The organism is Prevotella corporis DSM 18810 = JCM 8529, assembly GCF_000430525.1.
In the GTDB taxonomy this organism is placed as follows: domain Bacteria; phylum Bacteroidota; class Bacteroidia; order Bacteroidales; family Bacteroidaceae; genus Prevotella; species Prevotella corporis.
The window spans coordinates 91,774-107,563 of sequence record NZ_AUME01000001.1 but is presented as its reverse complement, the minus strand read 5'-3'; the positions used below and the strand labels follow the sequence as shown (position 1 = coordinate 107,563).

Below are 15,790 nucleotides of genomic sequence, written 5' to 3'. Positions count from 1 at the left end.
TTTAAGGAAGTTCGCTATCAGCCTAAAGGCTTAATAATAGACTCTATATAATCACGTTCACTTTCTGTTAAGCCATATTGATTGTATAGCTCCTCATCCGTCCAATCTCTAGTGAAATCTTGTAAGGGAACAAAGCGGAAAACATCTTTGTTAATCATGATAGATGTCATAGCTTGTAGCATCAGGAAGCGGACAAACTTAGTTGAAAGGTAGTGCATCAAATGTTCTGCCTCTATTTCTGTTTCAAATTTTCCAATACAAATGTATGTTTCAGCGCAGATTTCTCCAGCCTTCATTACCTTCATTGTGGCAGGAATAATCTGATAACTACCATCAGCATTAGGTTTATTGCCACCAGACATAGCTCTCGTTGTAATTACATTGTATGTGTCTATTGCATCCATACATTTAGTCACTTCAGAACGAGCTACATATCCAATACCATCACTATGTATAAAACGGAGACTACCTGTAAACGGCGCTACTTTGCCTCTTACGTATGTTCGAAAGCCAAATGGATTAGATGGAAGGACTAATGGAGACAAGCTATTAGTTGCTGGATGATTCGTCTTACGAATAATGCTAATCGAAAGGTTTGACCTTACGAAAACAGGATATTCATCCAAAGCTCTATCCATTTCTTGATGAACACCTTTGGTGACATTAATAATGCGGCACAAACCAGTATGTGACCTGCTCCACAAGAAATAGTTGATGCCACCGCTGATTGTAACCGTTGGAAAACATTCCTTTGAATCAGCATAATCTATTATTACTGTCATTCGGCTGTCCTTCAGCATTTCTTCACGATATTCATCAAGCCCACGTCCACCAGCGAACCACCGAGATGGGGTTATCATAGAAATATAGTGAGGATTAAGTCTCTTTGATAGAGAAACGAAATGTTGATATACAGGCAATGCACTTGCACTATTTCCCCCATCCATTATTTGATATGGTGGATTACCTATTACTGCATCCAATCTCATGTTTCCAATCTCATTAATTTCCCAGAATCTCTTTCCATCATGGAATGTATTCACCACGAGGTCTGGGTGTTGGGTAATATTCTCAATTAAGTTCTTATAATACTTAATGTGAGAAGGCGATATATTACAGAATTAGCTATATGTCTATAATTATTTAATAAATAAAGACCGTTTCAAAATATAGAATATCATGGTTGAAAAATTCAAAGATTTTCTCGTGCAATCGAATATAGCAGAGAACACAATTACGGCTTACATCTATGCCGTTAAAGACTTCAAATCTAAGTATAAAGAATTAACAAAGAGGAACTTGTTGCTCTACAAGACGCACCTCATTGAGGCGTTCAAGCCCAAGACCGTCAACCTGCGCATCCAGGCCTTAAATAAGTATCTGGATTTTGTGCATAAACCACAATTGCGCTTGAAATCAGTAAAGGTGCAGCAACGCACCTATTTGGAGAATGTTATCAGCAATGCCGACTACATCTTCCTGAAAAACAAATTAAAGAAGGAGAAAAATCAGGAATGGTACTTTGTGGTGCGATTTCTCGCCGCCACAGGCGCGAGGGTCAGCGAACTGGTACAGCTAAAGGTGGAGCACGTAAGCGTGGGTTATTATGACATCTATACCAAAGGGGGAAAGATTCGTCGTCTGTTCATTCCAAAAAAACTAAGAGAGGAAGCCCTTATGTGGTTATCCGCTGACAAGAGGGAAAGTGGCTATCTATTTCTCAACCGTTTTGGAGAAAGGATAACCACACGTGGCATCGCCCAGCAGTTGAAACACTTTGCTGCAAAATATGGGCTGAACTCAAAGGTTGTCTATCCTCATTCTTTCCGGCACCGCTACGCCAAGAACTTCTTAGAGAAGTTCAACGACATTTCCTTGCTTGCCGACCTGATGGGACATGAGAGCATCGAGACTACCCGTATCTATTTGCGTCGCACAGCGACGGAACAACAGGAAATCGTTGATAAAGTTATCACATGGTAGAATAATAATCCCTTGCCTTATACCAGCATGGTATTAGGGTAAGGGATTTTGCTACAAGACTTCTACTTCCGCTTCTCTTTCCTCTGCAAGTCCTCGCGGATATGCTTATCAATGGCTTCTTTTTGTTCGACTTGATAATTGGCTACATATTCCTTTATCCTCTCTATCGCTTCTGGTGAACGATGGGTAACGAAGATGGAGTCCAGTCTAAGGAGTGTTTTCGGCGTTGCTCTGCCAATAGCTTGTATGTAATCGAATTGCAATGCTTTGTCAGCATTATCCTGCAATAGGCTTTCATATCTATTAATGATGTTCGTCTTTTCCCCATAGGCAAACCTAACATAGACGATAATCAGCAACAAAAACGTGATAAAGACATACAGACACCGAATTTCATTATTGAGAAACACCGGCACCCACCGTTTCCAGCCAGACAGCGGTACATGATCCTGTGGTTTGGATAGCTGCTGTTCATGATAGTTTTCCTGCTCACTATTAGCTTTTATCCTATTGTTCGATAGTTGTGTATTGATGGCTTCTGCTATTTTCTCTGTAGCCTGATTTGCAATCTTAGTGGCAATTCTACCTGTAGTTTTCTCCACTACTATTTGGGAAATTCTTTCGGCAAACAGTTTCTGTGCAGTATCGTTCATCTTGTCTGTCAACAAATCCAGCCTATTGCTGCCCTTGCGTAGTTCGTAATCCATTCTAAGAAGAAACTCGGCTGGTCGTTCTTTGAAGTTCTCAAAAACAGTAATTGGCTCCCCATCTATACCTTTAATTTGTTGGTTTACCTCAAATTCGAGTACCTCTGCATTCCACATATCTATCAGATCGGATTTGGTGAGACTTTGGTCCCCTTTTTCAGCGTTTTCTCTTGTTCTGTTCTGCAATTTCATCGTTGCAACATCAATAAGTCTTAAAGTCTCATCAACAGATGAGAGTAATGTCTGAAAGAACATCTTGATACGTTCTGCCCACCCTTCCACAGAGGATTGAGACGGTTCTTCGCCTAAAAACTTCTGTACATCAACTGACAGGGGAAGGACAGTCTCCGCCTCCTTATCAATCAGCTGACTCAAATCTACAACCCTTCCGTACAACTCTACTAATTTCTTTACCAGTAGTTTGCCCTGTTTCATCTTATCGGTGAAGAGGACGTTTATAATCTTTATATCCATATTTCTATTGCGTGTATGATTATTACTAAACTTTTAGCCCATTTCTACGCTTGAAGGTTTCTTCATCATCCACATCGTCATAGCCACCTACTTCGTTCTCCGCATTACGAGAGTGGACATTGGTACTCTGATTCAATACATTGGAGAAATTGTGATAGGGTGCGTGAACGTGCGACATACCCACGGAACTTGTGGCATGAAAAGAGAAAACTGGAGATGCTAAGCGTTTTTGTCGTTCTGTTGCCAGTTGATTCTGCTGTAGTGTCTTATTTATCTTTGAATAACTGTACTGACGGTCAATCTTTGAACCAGTGAAACGATACCCATTCAAGATGAATACGATACCTTGAATATCGCCGGTCTGTCCTCTGTAAACAAACTCACAGGAAATATCCTGTTCGGATAGTGCGCTTTGCAGATCTTGCCAATTTGTACAATGGGGAAGTGCTATTTTCAGCGCATCATAGATGGCATACTTCGATTTGTCTGGCTGCCGTAAGCGTTTTCTATTCACTAGCTCTTTCCCCGGAGCAATATATAAGCCATATTTCACCGTCAGTTCTTTACAAACTTTTCTGTTCTTGTCACGCTGATGACTGTCCGAGATGGTTGTTCCTTCGTTGTTGACACGATTATAAATCAGATGGACATGAGGATGCTCATGGTCATGATGTCGTACGACAATGTATTGAGTATTGGCAATGCCCATTCGTTGCATATACTCCTGTGCAACCCTTACCAACAATTCATTGGTGCAACGCTCTCGGTCTTCAGGTGAGAAACTAAGGGCAATATGTCCTACTTTATTGGTTACCTGTGGACGTATCTGTGCCTGGGCGTCAAAGCTCTCGACAATTGAGGCATTATCCCTTATGCGTATACCTTCAGAATCTATCAATTCTGCATTCTTCTCCATGTCGATGGCATAATCTACAACACGTCTGAAGTTAGTTCTAATCATGATTTTTCCGAACATTTTTAATACGATTAATGAGTTCATCTATAAGTACCGTTTTTTGTTCCCACTCTCTGGCTACCATAAAATATCCCTCGGCATTTGCCTTGTGAGCCAATTGATTGACATTGTTAGCCATGCCACATAATTGACGAATAAGCCACGCTTCATCTTTTGACAGTCGTGGTATGATATTCGCCTTGAATATCAACACACGGACAAACTCAGGCATACTCATTCCAGCACTTTGGGCTTTGCTCTTTAATGTGTAATACTGTTCCGTGTTCATTTTTACAGAGACGTGGTAGTTTAGTTTTTCTTCTATTTTTAGAGGTGGTCGTCCTCCGGCGTTTCTTGTCATAACATTTTCGTTTTTATAAATCATAGACCAGCGGGATGACTCGTCACACAGGGCAGGGACGAGGTTATGGGGCACCCATAACACAAACTTGCCACTGAAGGGTTATGCCCAACTGATCCCCAGCTTTTTGCAAGCCATAAAGAAAGTGGCAATTGTGATATTTCCGTTACTTTTCAAAAGGCTGTTGAACTTGCGGTCTGTTTCCGCAGACTTATAGGAAGCATTCTGCCGACTGCAAATATGAAAGAAGAGTCTGCCACTTTCTCCGAGTGATGCCAGTGCGAAGCCGATTTTTAGCCAGTCTTCATAAGTAGAAGTAAGGTCAATATTCCTACGGTCTATTTGTTCACAACAGGCAGCAACGCAATTCAATGTATCATGACCATGTGCCTCGGCATAGAAAAGAGTATGATGCTGTTCTATTATCTTTACCTTATTATATACGCAGGCATGTTCATTGACATACGGAGAGGCATCAAAACTTTTTGTCCGAAGTCGGGTAACATCTTTACAGTTTCTGTCGAGAACTATTCCCATTGCACAGAAATCATCCACCAGTTGCAGGAAATGAGCTTGATGACTGTTTGGATGTCTGATGGGTATTAATAGAAATAGTCCTTTACCGCTTACGCTTAACCCTGCATAAGCAATTTGCGGTATCAAGGCTAACTGTATCTTCAATTTCTCCCAGTCTTTGATATTTATATTGTCCTGTCCATCTATATCCAAGCAGATGAACCCAGAATGTTCCACTAGATTTTCTGTCTTTCGAGTGGGTGAGAACCTACCGCTTATAGTAGCGCAGGGCAACATCCGTTTCAGTTCTGCTCGTACTTTCTTGTCTTGTGTCTGGCGAATTTGCTGAATTAAATCCCTGTGGCTCTCATCGAAGAGAAACGAGGAAAGCCTTATCTCTGTACCAATATTATCCCGTACATTGTGATAATATGAAATATGTTTATCAAATATCATAGTTCAATTTTTAAGAGGTTACACACCACTATTGTAAGAAAGCCCTAAAACAAAAGGGTTCAGAGAGAATGTAACTGTAACCACATAACTTCGTGTTCCATCGGATGACGTGTTTTTTGTATTTACAGAGTTACAGGTTACACACCTGTTAGAGCCTTTATTTATCAGCATTTTCCTATTTTTCAGATGTAACCTCATTGTTCGTTGTTTTGGGTAAATATTTGTAAATTTGTTCACGTGTCAAACCACAGCTCTCAGCAAACTGCTTTTTATTCAGAATGGGGTGGTAGCGGTTCAATGTACTCACTGCATCTGCTAAAGTGATAGCGGCTTTATTCTGACCTGCTTCTATAAGTTGATGCACTTTCTCTGCCCATCTCTCAAATACCCTCATGCAGTTGATTGCATAAGCTGTAGCATCTTCAGTGATGATAGGCTCGCAAGGGCGGTCTCTCGGAAAATGCAGATTACTGGAAATTGATCTATTACCATCAAACACATCCATTTCGTCCCCATGCAGTAGTGTAGCCAAAGCAGCCCATTTTTCTGCATAGATAAAAAGCTTGTTACGGGTTTCATCCATGTAGTCGTCTTCCATTCTCACTTTCTTTAGAGCTATTTCACAATAATAGTCATCCAGCAGTTTCTGAGCTTCTGTACTAAAAAAAAGATTCATAGGTGCCATGTTGTGAAATCGACGTATCAACACTTCCCACCAATTGAGTAGCTCTTGATTCATTCCCTCATGTGAACGTTCGGTAGAGATTTGAATTTCTGGAGCTACAAATAACCACCGATAGTTGAAGCCGCTATTAGCAAGCTGTGACTTTCCCAATACAGAAGTCAAAACCTTTGGCTGCATACCACCCACTACTGTCAAGTAAGGGGATGAAACTACCAATGGGTCTTCTCCAGAACGAATAATGGAAATACTCTCGTTGGTAAACGTGGAAAGGAAGTCTGGCACGCCACCGCCACCATTACTATAACGTCCGCAAAGGTCATCAATAAATCCAGACAACTCGTCCCTACGCACAAACAGGCCATGCGTATTGAAAGCCAAGGTCTTATTGATGGCTTCTGGCGTAGGATTGGTAACAAAGAGTATCTGCGGATGAGGTGTTTCTGAATTATCTTTCTCACGCTTGCACCGCTCCAGTTCATCACGATAGGCCAACATCTTCTCGCTGCTTATTTTTTCCAACGGTTTTACTAATTTGCTAACAGGCTGCGTCTTGTTGCTTCCCGGAGGAGCTATATGGCACACATTAATGTTTGCACGATTGTGGTAGACACCATCATCAATCAATACCTTACTGCCTACAGCTCCCGACACTACTGCAAAAATAGTAGAGAGCACTATATCCTCAGAACACTTCATGGTAGAGGCCATCATATCGGCTAGAGTATGCACTTCCGGCATGAGATAATCAGACGGTAAAAGATGATCAGGTTTTTCCATAAGTGCATCAGGACGGACATTGATTTGATACCTCTGTGTAACGATATTGGTTCCCGATTTCAGGATGGTTGGCTCACACTTGATTGCAGGGTTCATATTTTCTACCACAGTCGTTTCTTTCTTCTTTTCCTTTGAATATTCAACATGAAGAAGCTCGCATTTCTCGGTGTCATACTTACCGTTAACCGTTTCTATGATTGCCATAATGTTCCGTACTAAAGTTCATGTTCCGTTTTCCTGCAATGTATTCAGCAGCTTCACGTTCTAATTCCTCACGGCTCTTTCTGCTTCCACCTTTCATCCAGTCGTCGATTTCTGATTTGAGAAAAGTCAGTTTCTTCGACTGCTTATAGTAAGGTATCTGCTTATTGTTTACCCAACCATAAACCGTTTGCTTGGCGGGGTGAGTGGGCAGATACTGACACAGCTCTGTAATACTCATCCATTCCTTTTGCTTGGAAGGTTCAGAAGTGTGGCTTACGGATAATTCTGTGACCTTTTGCTCCAGAGAATCAACCTTATCTATAAGGTAGGTCAATGCTTGTGGCATATCCTCCAGACGTTGAATTCTTTTTTCCATATTACTATCGTTGTAAATTCTGGAGGCAAAAGTAAAAGGTGCTCTCATGGTGTCCAAATGCACCACGTGAGCACCATAAAATCACTAAAACAATTAACACGATTTTATACGGAGCAGTCTAACGCTGTATAAAATCCATGTGAGAACCTTATTGTTGCTGTTTATTAAGCCTTCGAGTATGTTGAAAAGGCTGTAAAATGTAGAAAAATATTGGTGGAACAGTGGTGTTAGTACGTTTAGAATAGCACCAAAATCACAGCACCTCACTGATAATCAACGAGGTGCTACGATTTAAGGATTTTTTGGATGAGTTTCCTTCCCTCTTTTATTCGTGTATTCACTTTACTTTGGCGAACATCAGCTTTAATTCTTCTTGCCATCAATCCCTTTGATTTGGATGGCGTTGGCTGCCTCTTCTTTCTTTTCATCTACTACCTTTGCATAGATTTGAGTGGTACGCACGTTAGTGTGTCCAAGCATCTTACTGACAGTATAGATGTCGGTGCCATTCGTAAGTTGCAGTGTGGCAAAGGAATGGCGGGCACAATGAAAGGTAATGTGCTTTGTGATACCAGCTGCCTCCACCCATTCGGTAAGCGGTCGGTTAATCCATGAAGCATCTTGTAAGTCCTCGAAGACTATACGATTATACGATTTCCTTTCACCGCAAAGATGGTATGCCTGTTCGGAGATAGGCAGATAGGTTGCTTCGGAAGTCTTTTGCTGGGTAAACTCCACTTGCCAAGTACCATTCGTGTTGATGATATGTCCCCATTTCAGCTGCTTGATGTCGCAATGACGCATACCTGTCAGAACAGAGAAAAGGAATGCACGCTTTACTACGTCTTGCTTGCAAGGCGTTTCGACCAACCGATTCACCTCCTCGATGGTTAGTGCTTGTCGCTGCTTGCCCTTGTAGGGTATGCCCTTCACTTTCTCACTGATGTCGGTAAGCAGGTATTCATCTACAAAGGCTTGTTTAAGTCCTGCTTTTACGATGGAGAAATAGGTAGATGCTGTGGTTTGAGAAATTGTTCCTTTCTTGAAACCACCCTGTGGAGCTTGTAAGAAAAATATTTTTATATTCTCAAGCCATTTTACACTGATGGTATTGAAGGGGATAGGCTTCTTTTCTGAATAGAGTTTCAGTAGTTCTGCCGTGCGTTCCCAGTTGGCGATGATAGAATCGGAAGAGTTAGGATGGTGTGTATAGGTGATTTTCTCAAAATAGGCGATAAAATCTTCCTTGCCACGTGCTTCCTGCTCCAGTTTCTCTCTTTCTCTCTCTGGATAGAGTGCCACCATATCATATTCGTGTTGACGCATCTTCCGTACTTGATCCGCAAAGATACATATCTCTTGGTCTCTATCGGAACGGCATTGAATTATACCATTCCTGTCTCGTTTAGCCTTATGATTGCCGGAACGGGTACTGCCCACGCTATCCCATATCGGGGTAGTAATGGAACGATTCAAGGATTCTACTACCCGAATGGGCTTCTCTTCCCCAGCCTTGAACACAGGATAGGCTTCCAACTGTAAATACCACTCGTTGAGCTTCTTTGACGTGCGCAGCTTCACCGTAACTCTCGTATATTGAAATGGCTTTTTCATAGACTGCTGTATAGTTTATCAATTTCGGATTTTGGTGCATACACATAGTTACCTATCTGGCGAGTTGGAATAGAGTATTTTCGGATATGTGCCCAAACGGTACTATCATCTACATCAAATTTCTTAGATATTTCTCCAATGGTGTAGCAGTGGTCTGGATTCATATTATAGATACCATCACCCAGATCAACTTTAGGAGGGTTGAAGTCTCTGGCCGTTAATAGGGCAATGCAAGAAGATTTGCTGATTCTTGTTAATCTCTGTCCAACATTGATTGCCGGAACACTTCCTTCATGAATAAGTCTGTAAATGGTTCCTCTACTGACGTTGAACATTGCAACAGCCTCTTGAACTGTAATATAATCGCGAGCATCAGGCACACTTTCTGCTATCTTCTGTAATCGCTCTTGTTCTGCCTTCTCAACTTTTCTCTGTTTGTAGGCAATGTTGGTACATCGACGACTGCAATACCTTGATTCTAAGGTTGCCGCCATGAACACTTTTCCACAAACCTCACATTTGCGTTTAATTTCAAATTTAGCCTTTGACATCTTCCTATCTCCTTTTAAGTTATCATAAGTAATATAAGTGGTATTATGTACACACAAGTATGGTATTGTCGCCAATTAAGTACGTGTTGCAATTATGTCGCAAATATAAGCCAAAAATCAATAAGAAACAAGCAGAGAAACAAAGATTAACAAAACAAAGAAGGGGCGTAAATCGTTGATTTACACCCCTTTTCTTTTTAAATCTTATCAGATATTTATCGTGCCTTACTTGACTTCCTCAAAGTCTGCATCTTGGATAGTGTCGTCCTGCTTTGGCTGATCTTGTTGAGCCTGCTGACCAGCGTCCGCACCCGGCTGTGGACCAGCTTGGCTGTACATCTGCTGAGAAGCTGCCTGCATGACGGTGTTGAGGTTGTTGATGGCGGTGTCGATAGCTGCTACGTCGGCTGCCTTGTGAGCATCCTTGAGCTGCTGCAATGCGCTCTCGACGCCCGACTTCTGGTCTGCCGGAATCTTGTCGCCATTATCCTTAAGGAAGTTCTCCGTGGTGAAAATCATGGAGTCGGCTTGATTGAGCTTGTCAATCTTCTCACGCTCTGCCTTATCGGCTGCTGCGTTCTGTTCTGCCTCTGCCTTCATACGGTTGATTTCCTCTTCACTCAAACCGCTGGATGCTTCGATGCGGATGCTCTGCTCTTTGCCTGTTGCCTTGTCTTTGGCAGATACGTTGAGAATACCGTTGGCATCGATGTCGAATGTTACTTCAATCTGTGGCACACCACGACGAGCCGGGGCGATACCTGTGAGATTGAACTGACCAATTGACTTGTTCTGTGCTGCCATCGGGCGTTCTCCCTGAAGTACATGGATGGTTACTTCCGTCTGGTTGTCGGCTGCTGTTGAGAACACTTCGCTCTTCTTGCAAGGAATGGTGGAGTTGGCATCGATGAGCTTTGTCATCACACCACCCATTGTCTCAATACCGAGTGTCAGCGGAGTAACGTCGAGTAATACGATGTCGCCCACACCGCTCTCCTTATTAAGGATAGCACCTTGAATAGCTGCACCTACGGCTACTACCTCGTCGGGGTTCACTCCCTTTGAGGGTTCCTTGCCAAAATAGTTCTTCACCAATGTCTGTACGGCCGGAATACGGCTTGAACCACCTACGAGGATCACTTCGTCGATATCTGATGTAGAGAGCTTTGCATCGCGGATAGCGTTCTGACAAGGCACAAGACAAGCCTGAATAAGGCTGTGTGCCAACTGTTCGAACTGTGCACGTGTCAAGCTCTTCACCAAGTGCTTTGGCACTCCACCTTCGGCGGTGATATAAGGCAGGTTGATTTCGGTTGTTGTGGTGCTTGAAAGCTCAATCTTTGCTTTCTCTGCAGCTTCCTTCAGACGCTGCATCGCCATCGGGTCTTTGCGGAGGTCGATACCTTCGTCGGCCTTAAATCCGTCAGCAAGCCAGTCGATGATAACTTGGTCGAAGTCGTCGCCGCCTAAGTGAGTATCACCATTGGTAGAGAGTACTTCGAATACACCACCGCCAAATTCGAGGATGGAGATATCGAACGTACCGCCACCGAGGTCGAATACGGCAATCTTCATGTCCTTGTTTGCCTTATCCACACCGTAAGCCAACGCTGCGGCCGTAGGCTCGTTCACAATACGCTGTACATTGAGACCTGCAATCTGTCCAGCCTCTTTGGTAGCCTGACGCTGTGAGTCGGAGAAGTAAGCAGGCACGGTGATGACTGCATCTGTAACTTCTTGTCCGAGATAATCCTCTGCTGTTTTCTTCATCTTCTGAAGCACCATTGCAGAGATTTCCTGCGGAGTATATTTACGGTCGTCAATCTGCACGCGTGGGTAGCCACCCTCGTTTACCACCTTGAAAGGAACGCGTTCTGCCTCTTTTGAGCACTGTTCGTAGGTTTCACCCATGAAGCGTTTGATGGAATAAACCGTCTTTTGTGGATTGGTAATGGCCTGACGCTTTGCAGGATCACCAATTTTACGCTCGCCACCTTCCACGAAACCAATGATGGACGGTGTGGTGCGTTTTCCTTCGCTGTTAGCAATTACTACTGGCTCATTGCCTTCAAATACTGAAACACATGAGTTTGTAGTTCCTAAGTCGATACCAATAATCTTTCCCATAATCGTATAAATTTTTATTTTGTTGTTGTCAATGTTTAGGTGATGAGCCGCTTTATTAACTCATCACGGGTCTTTCGACCTGCTCTTCTAATAACAAACGCTGTGCCGAGGCTTCGCAAACAATATAATTATGACAAGTTGTCACATCATGGCAGTACGGTATCCCTCTCCTTTTTTCAAGGCAAACAGTATGCGACAAGGCATCAAGCACTATTTAGTTTGACAACGTACATAACTTCCTGACCTATGTTGGCCTCAATGACCGAATTAGGTTAATAATTGTTTCTTTTCCATGAATAAGTCTGTTTTTTACCCTTTTGTGTAGTGCTACATTTGAAAACGAATGATATTTTTGCAGAAAATAAAATACGTGAAATGGAAAATAGATACACCAGCAACCGACTCTACGTGAGCGAGAAAGAACAGGAGACAATCAAGAACTTCAGGATTATCATTGGCGGAGCAGGCATAGGAAGCATCGTTGCGGAATGCGCGCTCCGATTTGGCTTTGAACACATCACCATAATTGATGGCGACAAGGTGGAGGAAAGTCACCTCAACCGACAGAACTACACTTCTTCCGATATAGGACGGCCCAAGGCCGAATGTCTGGCGAAGCGTCTCTCTGACATCAATCCCAAAGCCCACATCACATTTAGAAACGAATTCTTCACGAAAGAGAATGCAAATGACATACTGGAGAATCAAGATGTGGCAGTCGAGGCAATGGATGACAATGACGAGAGTGCATTCGTCTTTGCCCAGCAATGCAAGGAGAGAAACATCCCGGTGCTGCACCCTTACAATTTCGGATGGGCGGGATTCCTCACCATAGCCGACCCATCGCGCCACTCGCTGTCGGAATTGTCGGACATTCCTTCACGATTCGAGATGAAAGTGGCCGATTATGTAACAGGATACAGTGCTTTTTGGCAGAATCCCCAACCGTGGTTGGAGCAGATTCTCAACCAGTACAGGGCTGAGAAGGACACTCTTCCGCTGCCTCAACTCTCCATCGCCTCGTGGATTACGGCTGGCCTTTGCACCAATGCCATTTTCCATCTTGCCACGGGCAGGCCCGTTAAATATTTCCCGAAATTCTATTTTTCCTCACTGTTGGATTAGCTCCAGATGGCATTCATTAAAGGTGGCCTCTATGAATCGCACAACAACGTACAATGTTGACGGATACTACACCACACCATAGGAAGATGGATGCTGTATGTATCTATCAACCTGTTGTGGAAGTGAGGAAGATCAGAGGTGCATAACCAAGAGGAAAACCACAGCACCATGCATAGAACGATTACCGCACTCAACGATAGCAATATGCGCATGATTGTAGGCGAAGGCACGTCTGTCACATCCGCTACGAAAAGGACATATCAGTTTTGGAACGGAATGCTCCAACAGCCAGTACGATGAGAGTTTCATCAACTTAGAGTATCTCTTGACCGACAACCATCCACTTTTAATCCACCGTAAAAAAAAATCACAACCGATTGCCGAACGGTGAGCTTTCACGAGGCAAAAGGTTAGCTATTGCAATGCAAAAGGTCAGCTATCACACTACGATAGCTGACCTTTTGTTGATAGAATGTATATAGTCGTCATTATCAAACGATTACAGCATCAAGAGAAGGCTGGTTGATTGTCAACTTCTTTTACCTTCACGACATCTGGAATCGTTCAGTCTGACGACACGATTACCAAATCTGTGCGCGCCGCTTCTTCGGAATGAAGAGTTTGTCGCCTTTCTTAATGTTGAAGGCCTCATACCAACCATCAATGTGAGGCAATGCTGCGTTGACACGTGCTTCGTTAGGTGAGTGTGGATCGACGTTCAATAGATATTCCATGTATTCCGGACGCGCATTGCCGGCCCATACTCTTGCCCAAGAAAGGAAGAAACGCTGCTCCGGTGTGAAGCCGTCCTTGTTCTTGAGCGGATTTTTCTTCATGCTATTCTGGAAAGCACGGTAAGCAACATTTAGTCCGCCGTTGTCGCCGATGTTCTCACCGAGTGTGAGGTTGCCGTTAATCTTCTTGCCGGGGATGAGCTCCACCTTGCCGAAGTGGTCAACCAACACCTTGGTGCGTGCCTCATAGTTCTTCTTGTCCTGTGCCGTCCACCAATCACGCTGGTTTCCCGTCTTGTCGAACTGAGATCCCTGATCGTCAAAGCCGTGGCTCATCTCGTGGCCGATGACCGCACCGATGCCTCCGTAGTTAACGGCATCGTCGGCATTGGCATCGAAGAACGGTGGCTGAAGGATGGCTGCCGGGAAACAGATTTCGTTGGTAGTCGGGTTGTAGTAGGCATTGACGGTTTGTGGTGTCATGCCCCACTCGGTCTTGTCAACAGGCTTGTTCACCTTTCGGTTGATGTAATCCATCGTCATAAACTCGCTTACGTTCTGCAGGTTCTCATAGAGCGACAGGCTGTCGTCGATCTGAAGACCGCTGTAATCCTTCCACTTGTCAGGATAACCAATCTTTACGATGAAGTTTTCAAGCTTGTCTTGTGCCTTGGCCTTTGTCTCAGCGCTCATCCATGATGCCTCGGCAATGCGCTGTCCGAGAGCAACCTGAAGGTTTTTCACCAGTTCTATCATGCGCTGCTTGCTGCTTTCGGGGAAGTATTTCTCAACATAGAGCTTGCCGATGGCCTCGCCGAACACACCGCTCGTACCGCTCACGGCGCGTTTCCAGCGCGGACGGTCCTTCTGTGCACCACTCATGACGCTGCTGAACTTGAAGGCCTCTGCACGGAACGCATCGCTGAGATGGCTTGCTGCGCCAGAGATGACTTTTGCTTCGGCGTATGCCTTGAGGTCGTCGAGTGGCGTGTCGCCCAATATCTTCTCAACCTCGTGAATGGGTTCGGGCTGTCCGAGGTCCACTTCGTTGAACATCGGGAAACCGTTCTGAAGGAACACGTTGCCCCAGTCTATGCCCGGATAATCGCTGACGAGCTGTGTGTAGCTCATCTTGTGGTAATTCTTGTTGATATTGCGCAAGGTTACCTTGTCGTAGCTTGCCTTTGCAATGCGTGTTTCGATGGTCATAACTGCCTGCATCTTCTTTTCGGCAGTCGCAGGGTCGTCACCTACCATCTCAAACATTTTCTTCACGAAGGCTTTGTAGGCCTCACGAATCTTGACAGTCTGTGCATCGTCGTTGAGATAGTAGTCACGGGTGCCGAGACCTATGCCACCCTGTTCGATAGAGACGATGTTCATGCTGGCATTGCGCATGTCTGCTCCCACGCCGATGCCGAACATCATGGTGTTGTCGCCCCTACGGTCAAGCTGTGAGGTGACGATCTGATACTCTCTGACGTTCTTGATGGCTGCGATGCGTGCGAGTGTGGGCTTCAGTGGCGCATATCCCTCACGGTTAAGGCGCACGCTATCCATCATGAGGTTGTAGAGGCTGCCGAGCTTTTGGCCAAGGGTGCCCTTTGGCTGTGGATGGGTGGCATATTCAAGGATAAGGCCTTGAATGCGTTTCTGGTTCTGCTCATAAAGGTCTGTGAAGGCACCGTTGCTTGTGTGTTCTGCATCGAGGGGATTTTTCTTCAACCATCCGCCCGCTGCGTAGCGGTAGAAGTCGGTTCCTGGCTTCACACTGAGGTCCATGTTGGCTTTGTCTATGCCAGAGGAAAGATTCTGAGCGCCTGCCGACAGTGTTGCCAGCATCATCGCTGCAAGTAATGTTTTCTTTTTCATTTCTGTTTTATTAATTTGCATCTGTTAGTTTATCTGTCGAGGAAACGGACGGTCAGCTGAATGTTGCGGAAGCAATTTGAGTGTTGGTGCTTGCAAAATGCCCTGTCATGTCAGTCGTATTCGGGTGTTGTCCGTGTTGATTTTCTTAGCAAGTGCAATTTTAAGAAGTTTTTTTGTACTATGCAAGTTTTATCGACAATTATTTGTTGAAAGCATGGTCGAACAGCGTTGGAGTTGAATTGACAGCGGTTGATCATGCCTTGGCTTATCCTA

The 15,790-nt window shown here is 44.2% G+C and carries 14 protein-coding genes; 2 read left to right on the top strand and 12 right to left on the bottom strand.

Translation table 11 applies throughout. The features are described from left to right. Window positions 1-17: 17 nt before the first annotated feature. The gene (locus tag H515_RS12740) at window positions 18-1,097 is read right to left on the bottom strand and encodes an Eco57I restriction-modification methylase domain-containing protein (protein WP_407635959.1); all 1,080 of its coding nucleotides are present in this window, start codon (window positions 1,095-1,097) and stop codon (window positions 18-20) included. A gap of 82 nt (window positions 1,098-1,179) precedes the next feature. Here H515_RS12740 and H515_RS0100405 point away from each other — a divergent pair, with 82 nt between their 5' ends. Beyond that, complete coding sequence (locus H515_RS0100405; RefSeq protein ID WP_154653600.1) at window positions 1,180-1,983, top strand: tyrosine-type recombinase/integrase; 804 nt, start codon at window positions 1,180-1,182, stop codon at window positions 1,981-1,983. A gap of 62 nt (window positions 1,984-2,045) precedes the next feature. Here the strand turns inward: H515_RS0100405 and H515_RS0100400 are convergent, their stop codons facing one another. The 9 genes from H515_RS0100400 to dnaK all read right to left on the bottom strand — a co-directional run bounded on the left by H515_RS0100400 (window position 2,046) and on the right by dnaK (window position 11,786). Continuing rightward, window positions 2,046-3,164 (bottom strand): hypothetical protein, encoded by a 1,119-nt coding sequence (locus H515_RS0100400; RefSeq protein WP_025875157.1) that lies wholly within the window; start codon window positions 3,162-3,164, stop codon window positions 2,046-2,048. A gap of 25 nt (window positions 3,165-3,189) precedes the next feature. Beyond that, window positions 3,190-4,125 (bottom strand): relaxase/mobilization nuclease domain-containing protein, encoded by a 936-nt coding sequence (locus H515_RS12735; RefSeq protein WP_161625393.1) that lies wholly within the window; start codon window positions 4,123-4,125, stop codon window positions 3,190-3,192. Beyond that, window positions 4,118-4,480, bottom strand: coding sequence for a plasmid mobilization protein (locus H515_RS0100390; RefSeq protein WP_025875161.1), 363 nt, complete (start codon window positions 4,478-4,480; stop codon window positions 4,118-4,120). The genes H515_RS12735 and H515_RS0100390 overlap by 8 nt, the downstream gene beginning before the upstream one ends. A gap of 102 nt (window positions 4,481-4,582) precedes the next feature. Further along, a complete protein-coding gene (locus H515_RS0100385; protein WP_025875162.1) occupies window positions 4,583-5,452 on the bottom strand; it encodes a BT4734/BF3469 family protein in 870 nt (289 codons plus the stop codon). 175 nt (window positions 5,453-5,627) lie between these two features. After that, window positions 5,628-7,118, bottom strand: a complete 1,491-nt coding sequence (locus tag H515_RS0100380) for a DUF3987 domain-containing protein (RefSeq protein ID WP_025875164.1) — start codon at window positions 7,116-7,118, stop codon at window positions 5,628-5,630. Then, window positions 7,096-7,494 (bottom strand): helix-turn-helix domain-containing protein, encoded by a 399-nt coding sequence (locus tag H515_RS12730; protein ID WP_025875166.1) that lies wholly within the window; start codon window positions 7,492-7,494, stop codon window positions 7,096-7,098. The genes H515_RS0100380 and H515_RS12730 overlap by 23 nt, the downstream gene beginning before the upstream one ends. A gap of 363 nt (window positions 7,495-7,857) precedes the next feature. After that, window positions 7,858-9,108 carry a site-specific integrase gene (locus H515_RS0100370; protein ID WP_025875168.1) on the bottom strand — a complete coding sequence of 417 codons (1,251 nt, stop codon included), beginning with the start codon at window positions 9,106-9,108 and terminating at the stop codon, window positions 7,858-7,860. Then, the gene (locus H515_RS0100365; RefSeq protein WP_025875170.1) at window positions 9,105-9,659 is read right to left on the bottom strand and encodes a helix-turn-helix domain-containing protein; all 555 of its coding nucleotides are present in this window, start codon (window positions 9,657-9,659) and stop codon (window positions 9,105-9,107) included. The genes H515_RS0100370 and H515_RS0100365 overlap by 4 nt, the downstream gene beginning before the upstream one ends. A gap of 225 nt (window positions 9,660-9,884) precedes the next feature. Then, window positions 9,885-11,786, bottom strand: coding sequence for a molecular chaperone DnaK (gene dnaK, locus H515_RS0100360; RefSeq protein WP_025875172.1), 1,902 nt, complete (start codon window positions 11,784-11,786; stop codon window positions 9,885-9,887). A gap of 375 nt (window positions 11,787-12,161) precedes the next feature. Between dnaK and H515_RS0100355 the strand changes: the two genes are divergently transcribed. Then, window positions 12,162-12,911, top strand: a complete 750-nt coding sequence (locus tag H515_RS0100355) for a ThiF family adenylyltransferase (RefSeq protein ID WP_025875174.1) — start codon at window positions 12,162-12,164, stop codon at window positions 12,909-12,911. A gap of 132 nt (window positions 12,912-13,043) precedes the next feature. On the opposite strand, the gene H515_RS14335 is transcribed toward H515_RS0100355, so the two are convergent. Further along, window positions 13,044-13,220, bottom strand: a complete 177-nt coding sequence (locus H515_RS14335) for a hypothetical protein (protein ID WP_154653599.1) — start codon at window positions 13,218-13,220, stop codon at window positions 13,044-13,046. 272 nt (window positions 13,221-13,492) lie between these two features. Further along, entirely contained in the window at window positions 13,493-15,517 is a 2,025-nt protein-coding gene (locus H515_RS0100350; protein WP_028901424.1) for a M13 family metallopeptidase, read from the bottom strand. Window positions 15,518-15,790 lie beyond the last annotated feature (273 nt).